This is a genomic window from Roseitalea sp., assembly GCF_984466335.1.
Window position 1 is genome coordinate 1 of the sequence record NZ_CFIFWG010000009.1, and the last position, 15,475, is coordinate 15,475.

Sequence of the window (15,475 nt, forward strand, 5' to 3'; positions counted from 1 at the left end):
GGAACGTCTTTCGCCCCGCGCCATCGCACGTTAGGGCCTTTGGGTATTCAGGTTTCGCGCGCCCTCCCCCAAAATCCTAGAAATCTTTCGCTGGAATTGCTCCGGCCGTGAAGGGCGCCAGATGCTTGCGGCGCCCGTCCGGGCGCGGGTCGGCCAGGCCGGAACAAAAAGCGGGCGATCATCCTTCCGGATCGATCGCCCGTTTTCCGCCGACCGGAATGGGAGGAGGGTCCCGGCCTGCTTTATGCGCATGTACCATATGCGCACCATCGCCCTAACAAAAGGTTAACGCGTGCATTGCTCCAAAACCACACGCGGAACGGCAGTTGGCGGCGCGCTCGCGCATCGCGCCGCGAGCGATCAGGCCGTCGCGCCGGCGATGGTCGCCTCGATATGGTCGACCAGCGGGTCGGCGAGTTGCAGGCGGCCGGCCAGCATATCCAGATAGCCGCGCTCGGCGCGCGTCTTTGGCGCGATGGCGAGGCGGGAGGCGGTATAGAGTTCGACCCGCTGCGCCTCGGTCCGGGCGGCTCCGACGATCGCATCCAGATCGACGGGCTTGGCCAGTTCGGCGCGGATGAAGCTCTGCTCGTCCTCGTCGATGCCGCTCATCGCCAGCTTGTCGGTGATGCGGGCGCGTTCGGCCTCGTCGATGTGACCGTCGGCGCGGGCGGCGGCGATCATGGCGCATACGAGCGCCAGCGCGAACTCGCCGCTCTGGCCTTCGACTTCGAGGTCGAACTCGGACCCCTGCGGGGGCGCAAGCACCTCGGGGGCGGCCGCGGCGTCCTGGTCGGCCTGACGGCCTTCCTTGTAATTCTTCCAGGCGGTGTAGGCGAGCCCGCCCACCGCGGCGGCCGCGCCCAGCTTGAGCGCAGAGCCGGTCAGTTCACGTCCGGCGCCGGTGCCGAGCAGCACCGCGGCGATCGCGCCGGTCGCCAGCGGATTGTCCTTGGCCAGTTGCCCTGCCTGTCCGGCCCGCTCGCGCACCGTTCCGCCGGCTCCCGGAATCTGTGTTCCCAGGAAGTCGTTGAGCAGTTTCTTGGGGTCGAGCATCGATGCCTCCTCTTGGCCGGACCGGATCGTCGTGCAGGTGGGGATCGCAGAGCCGCATGGCAAGCGCATGGCCGCCGGTTCTGGGCCGATGCGCAAGGGCCGGACGATCCCGGCCTCCCGCGCCCGGCGGAGCACCCGCAGTCTACTGACCTGTCGGCGGCGGCGGGTCGTCGAGATCGAGCGGCGGCAGGCCGAGGGCGGGCGCGGGCGCGCCGCCGTCCGCATCGCCCGCCGATGGCGAGCCGCCGAGCGGCGCGAGCTGCAACCCCGGCAGACCCGGACCGCCAATGCCAGGCAGGCCGATCGGGTTGCCACCGCCGTCCTGGCCGCCGAGCGCGGGCAGTTCGATCTGCACATTGTCCAGGTCGATCGTCGGCACATCGTCCCGATAGTGGGTGACGATGCGCGGATAGAAGATGACAACCATGATGGCGATGAACTGGATGGCGATGTAGGGCAGCACGCCGCGATAGATCTGCATCGTCTCGATGCCCTTGATCCGCTCGCCGGTGACCTCGTCATCCCAATCGTTCCGCGGCGCGATCGATCGCAGGTAGAAAAGAGCGAAGCCGAAGGGCGGCGTCAGGAACGAGGTTTGCAGGTTGATGCCCAGGATGATGCCGAGCCAGATCAGGTCGATGCCCAGCGCCTCGGCCGGCGCGACCAGAAGCGGCACGACAATGAAGGCGATCTCGAAGAAGTCGAGGAAGCAGCCCAGGATGAAGACGATCACCGTGACGACGACCAGGAACCCGGTCTCGCCGCCGGGCAGCGACAGGAGCAGTTCCTTGATCCAGATATGACCGTTGATGCCGTAGAAGGTCAGGCCGAACACCCGCGCCCCGATCAGGATGAACATCACGAAAGCGGTGAGCTTGGTCGTCGAATCGAGCGCTTGCTTGAGCGTCTTGAGCGTCAGACGCCGCTTGATCAGGGCGAGGATCAGCGCCCCGGTGGCGCCCATCGCGCCGCCCTCGGTGGGTGTTGCGATGCCAAGGAAGATGGTGCCGAGCACCAAAAAGATGAGGGCGAGCGGCGGGATCAGCACGATGATGACCCGCTCGGTCAGCCGCGAGATCAGGCCCAGCTTGAACTGCCGGTTGATCAGCGAAGCGCCGAGCGCGAACACGGTGGCGGTGGTGGCCGAGGCGACGAAGCGGTTCTCGTAGCTCATCCCGGCATAGAGGACATTCATGCCGGCATAATGGATGGCGACCGAGAGGATGATCATCGCGAAAAGAGACACGATGCCGCCGCCCAGCGTGCGCGTCTCGGGCGGCAGGGCGGGCACCCATTTGGGCTGGATCAGCGTCAGGGCCGCGATGTAGGCGCAATACATGCCCATGATCATCAGCGCCGGATAGAGCGCGCCGATATACATGTCGCCGACCGAGCGGCCGAGCTGGTCGGACATGACGATCAGGACCAGCGATGGCGGCACGATCTGCGCCAGCGTGCCGGCGGCGGCGATCGTTCCGGTGGCGACGGTGCGGTTGTAGCCGTAGCGCATCATGATCGGCAGCGAGATCAGGCCCATGGCGATCACCGAGGCGGCGACGACGCCCGTGGTCGCGCCCAGGAGCCCGCCGACGATGATGACGGCGATCGCAAGGCCGCCTCGCAGGGGCCCGAAGAGCTGACCGATCGTATCCAGCAGATCCTCGGCCATACGCGATCGCTCAAGGATGAGCCCCATGAAGGTGAAGAAGGGAATGGCGAGCAGCACCTCGTTGCGCATGATGTCGAAGGTGCGGTTCGCGTTGGCCGCCAGCAGGTTCGGGAACAGGCGGATCTCGTCGGGCGCGAACATCGAAAGCTCGACGCCGACGAAGAAGAAGATCAGTCCGCCGGCGGCGAGCGTGAAGGCGACCGGGTAGCCGAGCAGCAGCATCGCCATGACGCAGATGAACATGACCGGCCCGATGTTTTGGGCAACAAGCTCGATCATTTGTGCTTCATCCGGTCTTCGAGGTCGGCGGCGCTTTCCATCTCCTCGATTATCGGCGGAAGTTCGTGTTCGGCCGTCGGATCATCGATCGTCCCCGCGATCACCGCGACGCGCTTGATGATCTCGGAGACGCCCTGGAAGGTCAGAAGGACGAAGCCGGCCAGCACCAGGAACTTGGCCGGCCACAGAATGAGCCCGCTGGCGTTCACCGAGATTTCCCTGGTCGTGTAGGAGACCCAGAAGAAGGGCCAGGAAATCCAGACCATGATCAGGCAGAACGGCATCAGAAAGAAGATGTGGCCGAAGAGGTCGATCCAGTCACGGGTCCGCTTGGAGAAGGCCGATGTGGCGACATCGATGCGCACATGCTCGTTGCGCAGGAGCGTATAGGAGGCGGCGAGCATGAAGACGGCGCCGTAAAGGTACCATTGCAATTCGAGCCAGGCGTTGGACGAATTGTCGAAGATCTTGCGGATGGTGGCGTTGCCCGCGCTGACCAGCACGGCGATCAGGATCAGCCACGAAACCGAGCGGCCAATGAACGTGTTGACCGCATCGATGCCGGCCGAAACTCTCAACAATGCAGACATACCCCTCCCCTGAGTTTGCCGCTGGCCGCATCGAACCTGAGGCGGCGCATCGCCGGCCGATCCGTGATGGCGCACCTTGTTGACGCAGAGCCGGAAAATCAAGGCCGAGGAGGCCCGATGGCGGCATGACCGAGAGCAATTCCAGCGAACGCGGGAACCGGTTTCGCGTTCGGAATTACAGCTAAACAAATATTCGGAGCGCTTGATCTATTCAGCGATAATAAAAGCGCCCTAGTGTGGCTTATTTGAATTTCCTATCCTTATTTCAGCGAACCCGGCACAGGCGCTCCAAATCCGAAAACCACGCGAACTACAACAATTTATCCAGTGTCCTCATCGAATCTGAAATCCACACAGAGGCTGATGCAAATCCAACGAACCTTAGATTCGAGACACTAGCATCGATCGGTCAGCCTGGCAACAAAGTGGTAAAAAAGATTAACCAATGCGCCGAGCCTTTCCCTTCGGCGGCCCGTTTCGGGCCTCGAACGCATCGGGATCGCCGGGGCAAGCCGTACGCGGGCGCAGTGGCAGGGATCGGCCGGTCGCTTTGGCGGCCGGCGGCAGGCCGTTTGTTCGCAAGCGGGAGCTGTTCAAACTTCAGAAGAGAGGCCGCTTTATGCTGCATATTAACGTTCTTTTAATATATGTTATTGTAAGTGAACTTTAATTCGATGGGAAATATGTTGCCCTGAAATCTTTGTTGTATGCCGGCTCTGTCGAGCCGCACCGCTTCCTCAGCGCATGGGAAACGCTTCCTTAACGCTGCGCCCTTACGGTCCTGCCGAAAGGGCAGGCTATGACTCTTCAGCGCGAATCGTCGCATCGCGACGAGGCAGAAGCGGAAATCTACCTCAGCTTCATCGACAGCCTTTTTGCTGATCGCCGCGGCATGCTTGTCGGCCTTGTCCTTCAGGTCGGCATATCCGCCTGCGTCTACCTGGAAAGCCGCCTCATGGTCATGGGCGCGTGGCCGGCCGTCTTCGTCCTCATCGCCGGATACCGCTATTTCCACATCGTCAGCTATGCCCGCGAGCGCGATAGGGCAGCCGAGCCCGACGAGGCGGCCCGCCTGGCCTGGGCACAGCGATGGGAGCGGCGCTACATCGTGTCTTCGGGCGGGGCGGGGCTTGCGGTCGGCCTGTTCGCCTGGTGCAGCCTTGAACTGGTGGGCAGCGAGTTTGCCATCATCCTGGCCCTGTCGATGGTCTTTGCGGCGCTGCCGACCATCGTCGGACGGCTTTATGGGTCGGTCCGGCTGGCGGCGGTGCTGACGGTGCTGTCGATTGGGGCGCCCGCGGCGAGCCTTGCAAGCAACCGCGACGTGCAAAGCACCATCGCGCTCATCTTGCTGCTGCCTTATGTGGGCCTCGTGCTGAGCATGGTTAGCCGCGTACGATCCACGGTCGTGGCGGCGGTGCGCGGCCGGCTTGAAAAGACCGAACTGGCGAACCGTTTCGACGTCGCGCTCACGAACATGTCGCACGGCGTGATCATGTTCGACAGGGATGAACGGGTTGTCGTCTTCAATCGACGCGCGCGTGTGCTGTTGCAGATCCCGCAATATGTGCGCATCGAGGGCCGCTGCTTCGGTACGCTGATGCGGTACGCCCAGCGCTACCGGCTGGTTCCGACGGACGTCGAGGCCGGATTCCGGGAAACGATATCGCGGCTGCTGCACGACAGCAGCGACAAGGCCGAGGTCCGGTTGAGCAATGGCGTTCACATCGAATATTCCGGGACACGCCGACCGGAGGGCGGCTCGGTTCTCATCCTGGAGGACGTCACCGAGCGGGCGCGGGCGCAGGAGCGCATAAAGGCGATGGCCCGGTTCGACAGCCTGACCGAGCTTCCCAACCGAACCCATTTCGCCGACATGGCGGTGCGCCGCGCCGCCGAAGCCGATCCGGACGCGCAATGCCTGCTGATCTCCTTTGATGTCGATGATTTCAAGCGCATCAACGATTCCATCGGGCACGCCCAGGGCGACGCGCTGCTGCGCGCCATCGGCCGGCGGCTCAAGCGCGACTATGCCGAAGATGCGGTGATCGCCCGGCTCGGCGGCGATGAGTTCATGCTCTTCGTCGACGCCCTGCCGCAGGGAACGACGCCCGGCGCCTTCGCCGAGCGGCTGAAGGCTTGCCTTGGCAAATCGTTCCGCATCGGTCCCGAGAAGGTCTTCATCACGCAATCGTTCGGCATCGCGACGGGCCGCGCCGGCGATTTCGATCTTAAGACCGCCATGGTCGAGGCCGATCTTGCGCTCTACCAGTCCAAGGCGCAGGGCAAGGGCGCATGGTCGGTGTTCGAGCCGGACATGAACGTCCGGTACCTGCGCCGGCAGTTGCTGAAGGGCGAACTGGCCAAGGCGATCGAGCAGGGCGCGCTGGCGGTGCGCTACCAGCCGATCGTCGAGGCCGAGACCGGACGCGTTGTCGCCTGCGAGGCGCTGTCGCGCTGGCAGCACCCCCAGCACGGCAACATCTCGCCGGCCGAATACATTCCCCTGGCCGAGGAGATGGGCATCATCACCCGTCTCACCGAACAGGTGATTTTCTCGGCCGCGCGCGATTGCGCCACCTGGCCAGACCACATCACCGTGTCGGTGAACCTGTCATCGATCGATTTTCAGCAAGACGATATCTGCCACACCATTCAGGCGGCGCTCGATGCGGCCGGCCTTGCGCCGGAACGGCTCGTGGCCGAGATCACGGAGACGGCGGTCATCAGCAACGAGGCAGATATGATCGAGCGCCTGACCCGCATTCGCGACACCGGCGTCGGCATCGCGCTCGACGACTTCGGGACTGGCTATTCCTCTCTGAGCTACCTGCACCGGCTGCCGCTGGACCGGGTCAAGATCGACCGCCTGTTCGTGGCCGGCATCGAGACCGGCGAAACGCCCATGGCGCTGCTGCGTGGCATCATCGATCTGTGCCACGGCCTTGGCCTCAAGATCACCGTCGAGGGCGTTGAAAAGCCCGGCCAGATGGCGATCGTGCGCCGCTCGGGCAAGATCGACAAGGTGCAGGGCTTTCTGTTCGGGCCGGCCCTGCCGGCATCGGCGATCGCCGAGATGGCGACACGCATGCCCGCCAGCGCGGGCGAGCCGGCATCGGACGCGCCGCAGGTGGCGGCCGGCGCCTCATCCTGACGGCCGCCAGGATCAAGACCCGGTCGGACCATTTGCGCCGCGCGCCAAAGGCACAGCCCTGTCGCAGGACAAAGGCTAGGGCGAATTCCCCTTCGGTTGCGTCACCGGCCATATCTTCGATGCCCGCGCGGGCAACGCCGTGGGATTTTCCTGGCAAGGCAACGACGCAATGGATCAAGCGCAGGCGGGCGGCCGGGCCGCACTCCAGCCCAACGGCCCCCTCAACGGCGCATCGCACGCCGCACCATGTCCTCGATCACGGGCCGCTGCGTTTCGAATGCCTGGCCGGCCAGCCAGCTCATCTTGCCGCCGACCACCAGATGCGCATAGCCGTGCACCATCGACCAGCAGGCCGTCACGTCGCGCCAGCCGTCTTGCGATGCGAGCGCATCCGGCCCGCGAACACGGGCCACCGCATTGACGAAAAGGGAGAAGGCGGTTTCGGCCGCCTTTTTCAATGCGTCCGGCTTCGGTCCCGTCCCGCGGCCCCCGAACATCAGATGGAACAGATGCGCATTGTCGGCCGCAAAACGCACATAGCCGACACCCGCCGCCGCCAGTTGCGCTGCCGGCGCGCCGTCGGCGCGCGCCTGCTCCCGCCTCATCGTCACGGTCAAGCGCTCGAAACCGGCCTGCGACAGCCCATGCAGAAGCGCGGTCACATCCCCGAAATGGTGGGCGGGCGCGGCATGGCTGACACCGGCGCGCCTGGCAACCGAGCGCAGCGAAAAGCCGTCCTCGCCCTTTTCGATCAGTTCGGCCTCGGCGGCCGCAAGCAGCGCATCGCGCAACGCGCCATGATGATAGCGTCCCGATCGCGCTTCGGTCTCCGGTCCGGCCATGTCATATGCTAGCGCGCGAACCAGGCAATGTCAAAATTGACGGCACATCAATATTGACATTGTCAAGTCAAGACGCCCGCCCAACCATCAGGAAGCGCTCGACGCGGTCGAGCCCGCGTTCGATATTGTCCAGCGTGTTGGCGTAGGAGACACGCATGAAGCCTTCACCCAGCACGCCGAAGTCCGGCCCGCCGATCAGCGCAACGCCGGCCTCTTCAAGGAGCGCGCTTGCGAGCGGTCTGGACTGCCGGCCCGTGCCCGAAATGTCGGCGAAGGCGTAAAACGCGCCCTTGGGCGTGGCGCATGTCACGCCCTCGATCGCGTTCAGGCGCTCCACCACGAAGCGCCTGCGTTCGTCGAACGCGGCCATCATCGCCGCCACATCGTCCTGCGGCCCGTCGATCGCCGCGATCCCGGCATGCTGGGCGGCCGCGTTCACGCAGGACCAGCAATTGACCGCCAGCTTGCGCACCGCCTCGTAAAGCGGCGCCGGCCAGACAGACCAGCCCAGCCGCCAGCCGGTCATCGCCCATGTCTTCGACCAGCCGTTCAGAACGACCAGCCGGTCGCGCAGCGCCGGAAATTCCAGCAGCGAGGTATGCTCGGCGCCATCATAGACCATCACGTCGTAGATCTCGTCGGACAGGACCGCGACCTGCGGGTGACGGTCGAGCAAGGCCGCAAGGGCCTCGATTTCGCCGCGCGGCGCCACCCCGCCGGTCGGATTGCCCGGCGAATTGACGATCAGCAGGCGCGTTCGCGGCGTGATCAGCCCCGCCACCGCCTCGGCCTTCACCGCAAAGCCGTTCCCGGCGCGCATCGGCACCGGCACCGGCGTCGCGCCGGTCGCCTCGATCATCGAGCGATAGATCGGAAAGCCCGGATCGGGATAGAGGATCTCCGCGCCCGGCGCGCCGAACATCATGATCGCTGCGAACATGGCCGGCTTGCCGCCCGGCGTGATCATGATCGCCTCGGGCGACACATCTTGGCCCGTCAGCGCCCGGATGCGCCGGCTCACCGCCTCGCGGGTCGCCACAAGTCCGTTGGCGGGCGTATAGCCGTGCGCCCCGTCGCGCAGCGCCCTGACCGCGGCCTCGACGATATGCGGCGGCGTCGAAAAATCCGGCTGGCCGATGCCCAGATTGACGATGTCGCGGCCCTGGTCCGCCAGTTCGCTGGCCCGCGCCAGCACGGCGAAGGCGTTTTCCTCGCCCATCCGCTTGAAGAAGGGGGTGATGTCGTGCATGGCTTCCTCCCGCCCCGCCATGCGGCGGTCTTGGGGACGAGTCAAGCCAGACGATGACCACCGACCTGTCACGATGGACCCCGCGCGAGCGGCCTTCCAGCGCGCCCGTGGCGGGCCGTCACGTCGCCATCGTTCCGTTCGACCGCGCCGCCCACGAGACGCCGCTCTGGGACGCGTTCGGCGGGCTTGCGGCCAACGAGCTGCTCTATCATTTCGGCTGGCGGCATATGGACCGCGCCGCCGATCTGGGTGCCATCCTCGAAGGGTTGAACGCCGGGCACGGCTTCGTCACCTGCGTCTTCGCCCACCCCGAAACCGCCGCCATAATGGGCATGGCGAGCTATATGCGCATCGATGAACGAAACGGCGTGTGCGAGGTGGGCTGCGTCGCCCACGGCGCGCCGATGGCCCGCTCGCCGGCCTCCACCGAGGCGCATTACCTGATGGCCCGGCGCGTCTTCGACGAACTGGGCTACCGGCGCTACGAATGGAAGCTGAACAATCCCAACCAGGCATCCCACCGCGCCGCGCGCCGGTTCGGCTTTGTCTTCGAGGGCGTGTTCCGCCAGCACGCGGTCAAACCCTATGGCAATCGCGACACCGCATGGTATGCGATGCTCGACGGCGAATGGCCGGCTGTTCGGCAGGCGATGGAGCGCTGGCTCGCCCCCGCCAATTTCGACACCCGCGGCCGACAGCGCCGGACATTGCTTGAGATAAGGACCGATATTCATGCCGGGCAGACTTGAAGGAAAAATCGCCGTCGTCACCGCCGCCGGACAGGGCATCGGCAGGGCCATCGCCGACCGGTTCGCCGAGGAAGGCGCTCAGGTCTGGGCGAGCGACCTGGACCCGGCCAAGCTCGACGGCTCCGCCTTTGCCGATGCGCGGGCGCTCGACGTCACCGACACGGGCGCGGTCGACGCCTATGCCGGGGCGGTCGGCGCCATCGACGTTCTGGCCAACGTGGCCGGGTTCGTCCATCACGGCACGGTGCTGGACTGTTCGGAGAAGGACTGGGATTTTTCCTTCGACCTGAACGTCAAATCCATGCACCGGACGATCCGCGCCTTCCTGCCGGCCATGCTCGACCGGGCGGGAACGACCGGCGCGAACGCATCCATCGTCAACCTGTCGTCCGCCGCCTCATCGATCAAGGGCGTGCCCGACCGCTACGTCTACGGGGCGACCAAGGCGGCCATCATCGGCATGACCAAGGCGGTGGCGGCCGACTTCATTGGCCGGAAGGTGCGGTGCAATGCGATCTGCCCCGGAACGGTGGAATCGCCCTCGCTGCGGCAACGCATCGAAACGCTTGGCGCCCAGGTGGGCGGTTACGATGCCGCCTATGCGCAGTTCGTCGCCCGCCAGCCAATGGGCCGCATCGCCCGTGCGGTCGAGATCGCCGACATGGCGGTCTATCTCGCTTCCGACGAAGCGGCCTTCGTGACCGGCACGGCGATGGCCATCGACGGAGGCTGGACATTGTGAACGCGCCCGACGACAAAGGGCACACAAGGCCGCCCGACTATGATCGCGGCACACTGATCGCCGCCGGCCTGATCTTCGTCGGCTTTGCGCTTTTGCTGTATTTCCTGCCGGCGATCATGACGGCGATCGGCGGCGACAATCCCTGGGCCGCCGGCGCGGCGGTGGCGGCGGTTCTGACGCTGCCGTTTCTGGGCTTGTGGCTGCGCGGGCGCGCAAGGCGCCAAAGGCGCTGATCAGGCGCCGAGCGCCCCGCCCAGAAGCGTGACGCCCATGGCGACGATCAAAAGCGCGCCGCCGATCTCGATCGCGCGGCCGAGCCGACCCGACAATGCCGGCGCGCCCGACAGGCGCAATGCGACGTTCTTGGCGGTCACGGCCAGCGTCGCCAGGACCGACACGGTGATCGCAACGCCGATCGCCATGGCGAAGACCGACACGATGCCCGCCACCCACAGCCCGCTCAGGAAGGCAAAGGTCAGCACGATCAGCGCGCCGGTGCAGGGCCTGAGCCCGACCGACACCGTCACCGCGGCGGCATCGCGCCAGCCCATCGGGCCGGCCAGCCGATCGGGCGCGGGCATGTGCGCATGGCCGCAGGAGGCGCAGGTCTCGCCCGGCGCGTGATCATGGCCATGACCGTGACCATGACCGTCGCGGCCCGGCCGGACCGCCGCCGCCGCCGACAGCGTGGCCGGCCGCGCCGATGGCCGCAGCGCGCCCGTCTTGCGCGCCAGCAGCCACACGCCCAGCGCGATCACGAACCCGTAGGAAGCGATCTCGACGAACCGGGTCGTCTGCGTCTGGGTGATCGACAGTTGCCGCAGAACGAGGAAGCCAAGGCCCACGATGGCGATCGCCGACAGCGCCTGCACGATCGATGCGCAGAACGAAAGAAGGACGCCGCGCCTCAGCGCCGTCTCGTTGGCCAGCATGTAGGACGAGATGACCACCTTGCCGTGGCCCGGCCCGGCGGCATGCAGGACACCATAGACGAACGACAGGCCGACCAGGAGCCACACGGCGGCGCCGCTGTCGCGAATGTCGATCAGCGCCGCGCGGAGCCGGGCATAGAAATCCTGCTGATGCTGCGCGATCCAGGCAAAAAAGCCCGACAGCGGGCCGTCCTGGACCACGCCCTGCTCGGCGACGCCGATGCCGAGCGAGGATTGCGCCAGCGCCGGGCCGGACAGGGCAAGGGCGGCCGCAACGGCAAGGCCGATCGCCAGGCCCCGCCTCATGCGCAGCGAACTTCCATGCGGGTGGCGAAGATCCTGGACCAGTCATTGCCTTCGGGATCGCTGAAGAACGCCTCGGTGAGCGAATCCTGGTTGGCGGCGATCGCCTCGTCCGGATCCGGGACCACCATCCGGTGGCCGCACCCGTCCGGCGCGCCGACCAGCACCATGTTGGCCTCGTCGTAAAAGTCGATCGCCGTGTAGAAGGTCGGGTCGTAGACCGAAATCGACGGATTGTCGGCGAGCGCCACCGGTTGCACCGGCTGCGAGGTGAACAGGATCAGCAACTGGCCGTCGACCATGTCGACGCGCATGTCGGTCACCTCGGCGACGGCGATCTCCCGGCCGCCGACCGTCACCGCCTGGAAATAGCCGAAATCGGCGATCGAGGTGGAGACGACCTGGGCGACCTGCTCCAGTTCCGGGATTTCCAGTTCGCCGCTGCCGTCGGCATCGAACTCGAACAGCACCGTCGACGAGAACAGATCGTCGAACCGCCAGACATGGCGCAGCCGGTCGATCATGCCCTTCGGCGTGACGGTGACCTCAAGGCGCGCCTCGGCGAAGACGTGCGGATGGGCGCGCGCCGCCGCCGGCGCCGCAAGGCTTGCCGCGACCGCAAATGCCATCAATGCATGCCGCTGCATCACAGTGCCCGGCCCCCGAAGCGTTCCGTGTGGTCGGGTTGCGCCATGGGAAGCTGGCCGAATTATGGCGCGCCGGGCGCAAGGCACGGCCCGCCCGGCGGACAATGGTCCTTGAACCACACGGCGAGAAAGTCGACCAGCGCGCGCACCTTGGCCGGCAGGTAGCGCCGATGCGGATAGACCGCATAGATGCCCGAGGGCTGGCCGAGCGCGCCCGGCAGCACCTCGACCAGCCGTCCGTCGCGCAGGTCGGCGGCGACGATGAAATCCGGCGACATCAAAAATCCCAGATCGGCGAGCGCGGCCATGCGCGCGGCGAGCGGGCTGTTGACGCGGATGGGACCATCGATCGGCACCGACTGCACCTCGCCCTCGCCGTTGCGGTAGGCGATCGTGTTGCGTCGCCGCGCATTGGTGTCGACGATGCAGGGCAGTTGCGACAGGTCGGCGACCTGCGCGGGCATGCCGTGCGCCCGGATCGTGGCCGGCGAGGCGCACAGGACCAGCCGCACCGGCGCCAGGCGGCGCGCGATCAGCCCCGAATCCTCAAGCTGCGTGATGCGCAGCGCGATGTCGTAGCCCTCCTCGACCAGATCGACGAAGCGGTCGTCCAGCTCGATGTCGAGCCGGATGTCGGGGTTGGCCTTTGCGAAGTCGATGAGCGACCGGCCGATGCCGACATCGGCCATGGTGCGCGGAGCCGACACCTTGATCGTTCCGGCGAGGCCGGCGCGCGCATCGCGGATTTCCTCGCGCAAATCGTCGAACTCGCGCAGAAGGTCGAGCGCGCGGCGATAATAGACGTACCCCTGCTCGGTCGGCGAAAACTGCCGGGTGGTGCGGTTCAGCAGCAGCACGCCCAGATCGTCCTCAAGCTCGCGGACATATTTCGACAAAAGCGCCTTGGAGCGCCCCTGCGCCCGCGCGGCAGCCGAGAACCCTTCATTGTCGACCACCGCGACGAAGGCGCGCATGCGCGTCAGCGTGTCCATGTGCGGCGAATCTCCCGTCAGGCGCGAAGCAGTCCGATCATGGCCGCGCCGCGCGCCCCTGTCCACCACCGGCAGCGATATGGCCGGGGGCGATCCGGCGGTTGACCGAAGTCAACGCGGCCGCCCACGGGCCGCGCCATGATCGCGGCATCGAAACGGAGACCGGACCGATGAGCCTTCGCCATGTCCGCCTTGAGATGGCGCGCGAGCCCGCCTTCCCGCAGGGCAATCCCAACCGCGGCTACGAGCTGGTTCTGCCGCTCGGCGCCGACGACAAGATCGACCCGGCCGAATGGGAGGGCAACCCGTCCGCCTGCACGGTCGAGCGGTTCTGGGACGGCGAGAAGACCGAACTGGGCTATGTCGAGCGCAACCGGCACGGCCAGTGGGTGTTCGACTACGACTTTGACGACGAAGCCGACGACGAGGAAGGCTTCCGGCTGGGCGAACATGCCTTCCGAATCGGCGAATATGTCTCCATCGCCGACCATGAGGGCACGATGCACACCTTCACGGTCGTGCGCATCGCCCCGACCTGAACCGGTGTCGAGGCTCGTTGCATGCGCCGTCCCGGGTTGCGCGGCCAGCCGGCCGGCGGGCTTGTGACCGACCCTTGGTTGTAGGGTGCGGTTTGCCGGCTTATCATGCGCCCATGAACAGGTTCTACATCCCAGCCGACGACACCGAAAACGAGGCGCTGCTCGCACGCTTGCAGGACGTGGCGCGGCAGGGGCGCACCCATTTTGCGCGTCATCTGTTCCGGACGGGCCTGCATGCGGGCCAGGAACGCATCATCGAAGCGCTGGCCGGCGTCGAGACGGCGACGCCGGGCGCGCTGGCGGGCCTGCTCGGCGTGCGCGCGCCCACCATCACCAAGACCATTGGCCGGCTTGAGGAGCAAGGCTTCGTCGCCCGCGCCGCCTCCGCTTCGGACGGCCGCCAGGTGACCGTCACGCTCACCGATGCGGGCCGCGCGGTCGTCGGAGCCATGACGAAGGCCATCGCCAGAGCCGAAAAGCAGGCGCTCAAGGGGGTCAAGAAGAAGGAGCGCAAACAGCTTGAGAAGATCCTCGGCAAGATAGAAGCCAACCTTGCCGACCGCCAGGAGGCCGAGCAGGCCGCCGCCAGACCGGCAGGCGGCAAGACCCGGCGGCGCAAGGACTGAGCGGAGCGGGCCGCCCTTTACCACGGCATTAAATCCGTTTAGCCATGTTAGATCGTGTTTAATAATGCAGGCGCATGCGTCCGGTGCAGAAGATCAAGCTATCGACGATAGGCGAAGCGCTCGGCGTATCAACGGCAACGGTCTCGCTCGCCCTGCGCGACAGCCCGCTCGTCGCCGAAGCGACCAGGCAGCGCATCAAGGCCTATGCCCGCGAAATCGGCTACATCTACAACCGCCGCGCCGCCAGCCTGCGCACCTCCAAATCCGACATTATCGGCGTCGTCGTGCACGACATCATGAACCCGTTCTATGCGGAGATCCTGCGCGCCATCGAGACCGAGCTCGACAGGTCCGGCCAGACCTTCCTGCTGTCCAACCATTATGATTCGGTCGACAAGCAGCGCGTCTTCCTCGAAACGCTCATGCAGCTTGGCGCGGACGGCGTGATCATGTCGCCGGCGATCGACACGCCGCCGGCCGACATCGCGCTCGGCATCCGCAACGGGCTGCCATTCGTCTTCATCGCGCGCTCGATGGACGGGGCGGACGTGCCGGTCTTCCGTGGCGACGACGCCTTCGGCATCGGACTTGCGACCAACCATCTGATCGCGCTCGGGCACACGCGCATCGCCATGATCGGCGGATCGGACAAGACCTCGACCGGGCGCGACCGCTACCGGGGCTATCGCGAGGCGATGGACAGGGCCGGCCTTGACGAGCGGCGCGGCTGGCGCATTCAGGGCCCGCGCACCAAGGCGGCCGGGTTCGAGGCGGCCAGCCAGTTCCTGGCGCTGCGCGAGCGGCCGACCGCGGCGGTCTGCTGGAACGATCTGGTCGCGATCGGGATGATGAGCGGCATCGCCCGCGCCGGGCTGAGACCCGGCATCGACATTTCGGTGACCGGCTATGACGATCTGGAGGAAGCCTCGATCGCGACACCGGCGCTGACGACGGTCTGGAACGGACAGCGCGATGTCGGCCGCGATGCGGCGCGCGCCCTGCTCGACCGGATCGAAGGCAAGAAATCGCTCAAGGGCACCTTGCATTTGGTGCGCCCGGAACTGCACATACGCCAGTCGACCAGCAAGCCCAACAAGGAGTGACCC

The 15,475-nt window shown here is 66.1% G+C and carries 15 protein-coding genes; 7 read left to right on the plus strand and 8 right to left on the minus strand.

Translation table 11 applies throughout. From position 1 onward, the window contains the following. Window positions 1–360: 360 nt before the first annotated feature. The 3 genes from AC5E6L_RS01765 to AC5E6L_RS01775 form a co-directional block, all read right to left on the minus strand. On the minus strand, window positions 361–1,056 hold the full coding sequence (locus tag AC5E6L_RS01765) for a tellurite resistance TerB family protein (RefSeq protein WP_491770858.1): 696 nt from the start codon (window positions 1,054–1,056) through the stop codon (window positions 361–363). Window positions 1,057–1,198: 142 nt separating this feature from the next. After that, window positions 1,199–3,004, minus strand: a complete 1,806-nt coding sequence (locus tag AC5E6L_RS01770) for a TRAP transporter large permease (protein WP_491770860.1) — start codon at window positions 3,002–3,004, stop codon at window positions 1,199–1,201. Beyond that, window positions 3,001–3,594: a TRAP transporter small permease subunit gene (locus AC5E6L_RS01775; RefSeq protein WP_491230483.1), complete on the minus strand. Its 594-nt coding sequence runs from the start codon at window positions 3,592–3,594 to the stop codon at window positions 3,001–3,003. Before AC5E6L_RS01775 ends, AC5E6L_RS01770 begins: the two co-directional genes overlap by 4 nt. A 799-nt stretch (window positions 3,595–4,393) precedes the next feature. Between AC5E6L_RS01775 and AC5E6L_RS01780 the strand changes: the two genes are divergently transcribed. Next, window positions 4,394–6,748 carry a putative bifunctional diguanylate cyclase/phosphodiesterase gene (locus AC5E6L_RS01780; protein WP_491770863.1) on the plus strand — a complete coding sequence of 785 codons (2,355 nt, stop codon included), beginning with the start codon at window positions 4,394–4,396 and terminating at the stop codon, window positions 6,746–6,748. A 221-nt stretch (window positions 6,749–6,969) separates the two neighbouring features. Here the strand turns inward: AC5E6L_RS01780 and AC5E6L_RS01785 are convergent, their stop codons facing one another. Next, the gene (locus AC5E6L_RS01785) at window positions 6,970–7,590 is read right to left on the minus strand and encodes a TetR/AcrR family transcriptional regulator (protein WP_491770865.1); all 621 of its coding nucleotides are present in this window, start codon (window positions 7,588–7,590) and stop codon (window positions 6,970–6,972) included. A gap of 67 nt (window positions 7,591–7,657) precedes the next feature. Then, window positions 7,658–8,839, minus strand: coding sequence for a pyridoxal phosphate-dependent aminotransferase (locus AC5E6L_RS01790; RefSeq protein WP_491770867.1), 1,182 nt, complete (start codon window positions 8,837–8,839; stop codon window positions 7,658–7,660). Window positions 8,840–8,892: 53 nt separating this feature from the next. On the opposite strand from AC5E6L_RS01790, the gene AC5E6L_RS01795 reads away from it, so the two are divergent. The 3 genes from AC5E6L_RS01795 to AC5E6L_RS01805 are packed head-to-tail and all read left to right on the plus strand — an operon-like array spanning window position 8,893 to window position 10,563. Further along, window positions 8,893–9,588 carry a GNAT family N-acetyltransferase gene (locus AC5E6L_RS01795; protein ID WP_491770869.1) on the plus strand — a complete coding sequence of 232 codons (696 nt, stop codon included), beginning with the start codon at window positions 8,893–8,895 and terminating at the stop codon, window positions 9,586–9,588. Beyond that, window positions 9,572–10,330: an SDR family oxidoreductase gene (locus tag AC5E6L_RS01800; RefSeq protein ID WP_491230399.1), complete on the plus strand. Its 759-nt coding sequence runs from the start codon at window positions 9,572–9,574 to the stop codon at window positions 10,328–10,330. Before AC5E6L_RS01795 ends, AC5E6L_RS01800 begins: the two co-directional genes overlap by 17 nt. Beyond that, window positions 10,327–10,563: a hypothetical protein gene (locus AC5E6L_RS01805; RefSeq protein WP_491230400.1), complete on the plus strand. Its 237-nt coding sequence runs from the start codon at window positions 10,327–10,329 to the stop codon at window positions 10,561–10,563. The genes AC5E6L_RS01800 and AC5E6L_RS01805 overlap by 4 nt, the downstream gene beginning before the upstream one ends. Here AC5E6L_RS01805 and AC5E6L_RS01810 read toward each other — a convergent pair whose 3' ends face one another. The 3 genes from AC5E6L_RS01810 to AC5E6L_RS01820 all read right to left on the minus strand — a co-directional run bounded on the left by AC5E6L_RS01810 (window position 10,564) and on the right by AC5E6L_RS01820 (window position 13,204). Then, entirely contained in the window at window positions 10,564–11,568 is a 1,005-nt protein-coding gene (locus tag AC5E6L_RS01810) for a nickel/cobalt transporter (protein ID WP_491770872.1), read from the minus strand. Next, the gene (locus AC5E6L_RS01815; protein WP_491231022.1) at window positions 11,565–12,194 is read right to left on the minus strand and encodes a DUF1007 family protein; all 630 of its coding nucleotides are present in this window, start codon (window positions 12,192–12,194) and stop codon (window positions 11,565–11,567) included. The genes AC5E6L_RS01810 and AC5E6L_RS01815 overlap by 4 nt, the downstream gene beginning before the upstream one ends. An 80-nt stretch (window positions 12,195–12,274) precedes the next feature. After that, window positions 12,275–13,204 (minus strand): LysR family transcriptional regulator, encoded by a 930-nt coding sequence (locus tag AC5E6L_RS01820; protein WP_491231021.1) that lies wholly within the window; start codon window positions 13,202–13,204, stop codon window positions 12,275–12,277. A 101-nt stretch (window positions 13,205–13,305) separates the two neighbouring features. On the opposite strand from AC5E6L_RS01820, the gene AC5E6L_RS01825 reads away from it, so the two are divergent. The 3 genes from AC5E6L_RS01825 to AC5E6L_RS01835 all read left to right on the plus strand — a co-directional run bounded on the left by AC5E6L_RS01825 (window position 13,306) and on the right by AC5E6L_RS01835 (window position 15,472). Beyond that, window positions 13,306–13,743, plus strand: a complete 438-nt coding sequence (locus tag AC5E6L_RS01825) for a hypothetical protein (protein WP_491770874.1) — start codon at window positions 13,306–13,308, stop codon at window positions 13,741–13,743. Window positions 13,744–13,856: 113 nt separating this feature from the next. Further along, the gene (locus AC5E6L_RS01830; protein ID WP_491230931.1) at window positions 13,857–14,369 is read left to right on the plus strand and encodes a MarR family winged helix-turn-helix transcriptional regulator; all 513 of its coding nucleotides are present in this window, start codon (window positions 13,857–13,859) and stop codon (window positions 14,367–14,369) included. A gap of 74 nt (window positions 14,370–14,443) precedes the next feature. After that, window positions 14,444–15,472 carry a LacI family DNA-binding transcriptional regulator gene (locus AC5E6L_RS01835; RefSeq protein ID WP_491230932.1) on the plus strand — a complete coding sequence of 343 codons (1,029 nt, stop codon included), beginning with the start codon at window positions 14,444–14,446 and terminating at the stop codon, window positions 15,470–15,472. Window positions 15,473–15,475: the final 3 nt, after the last annotated feature.

What these genes read in the sequence shown, in the direction of transcription:
- AC5E6L_RS01790 (WP_491770867.1), bottom strand. Translation starts at nt 8,839, where the DNA reads ATGCACGACATCACCCCCTTCTTCAAGCGGATGGGCGAGGAAAACGCC.
- AC5E6L_RS01770 (WP_491770860.1), bottom strand. Translation starts at nt 3,004, where the DNA reads ATGATCGAGCTTGTTGCCCAAAACATCGGGCCGGTCATGTTCATCTGC.
- AC5E6L_RS01775 (WP_491230483.1), bottom strand. Translation starts at nt 3,594, where the DNA reads ATGTCTGCATTGTTGAGAGTTTCGGCCGGCATCGATGCGGTCAACACG.
- AC5E6L_RS01820 (WP_491231021.1), bottom strand. Translation starts at nt 13,204, where the DNA reads ATGGACACGCTGACGCGCATGCGCGCCTTCGTCGCGGTGGTCGACAAT.
- AC5E6L_RS01835 (WP_491230932.1), top strand. Translation starts at nt 14,444, where the DNA reads ATGCGTCCGGTGCAGAAGATCAAGCTATCGACGATAGGCGAAGCGCTC.
- AC5E6L_RS01810 (WP_491770872.1), bottom strand. Translation starts at nt 11,568, where the DNA reads ATGAGGCGGGGCCTGGCGATCGGCCTTGCCGTTGCGGCCGCCCTTGCC.
- AC5E6L_RS01780 (WP_491770863.1), top strand. Translation starts at nt 4,394, where the DNA reads ATGACTCTTCAGCGCGAATCGTCGCATCGCGACGAGGCAGAAGCGGAA.
- AC5E6L_RS01830 (WP_491230931.1), top strand. Translation starts at nt 13,857, where the DNA reads ATGAACAGGTTCTACATCCCAGCCGACGACACCGAAAACGAGGCGCTG.
- AC5E6L_RS01785 (WP_491770865.1), bottom strand. Translation starts at nt 7,590, where the DNA reads ATGGCCGGACCGGAGACCGAAGCGCGATCGGGACGCTATCATCATGGC.
- AC5E6L_RS01800 (WP_491230399.1), top strand. Translation starts at nt 9,572, where the DNA reads ATGCCGGGCAGACTTGAAGGAAAAATCGCCGTCGTCACCGCCGCCGGA.
- AC5E6L_RS01795 (WP_491770869.1), top strand. Translation starts at nt 8,893, where the DNA reads ATGACCACCGACCTGTCACGATGGACCCCGCGCGAGCGGCCTTCCAGC.
- AC5E6L_RS01765 (WP_491770858.1), bottom strand. Translation starts at nt 1,056, where the DNA reads ATGCTCGACCCCAAGAAACTGCTCAACGACTTCCTGGGAACACAGATT.
- AC5E6L_RS01815 (WP_491231022.1), bottom strand. Translation starts at nt 12,194, where the DNA reads ATGGCATTTGCGGTCGCGGCAAGCCTTGCGGCGCCGGCGGCGGCGCGC.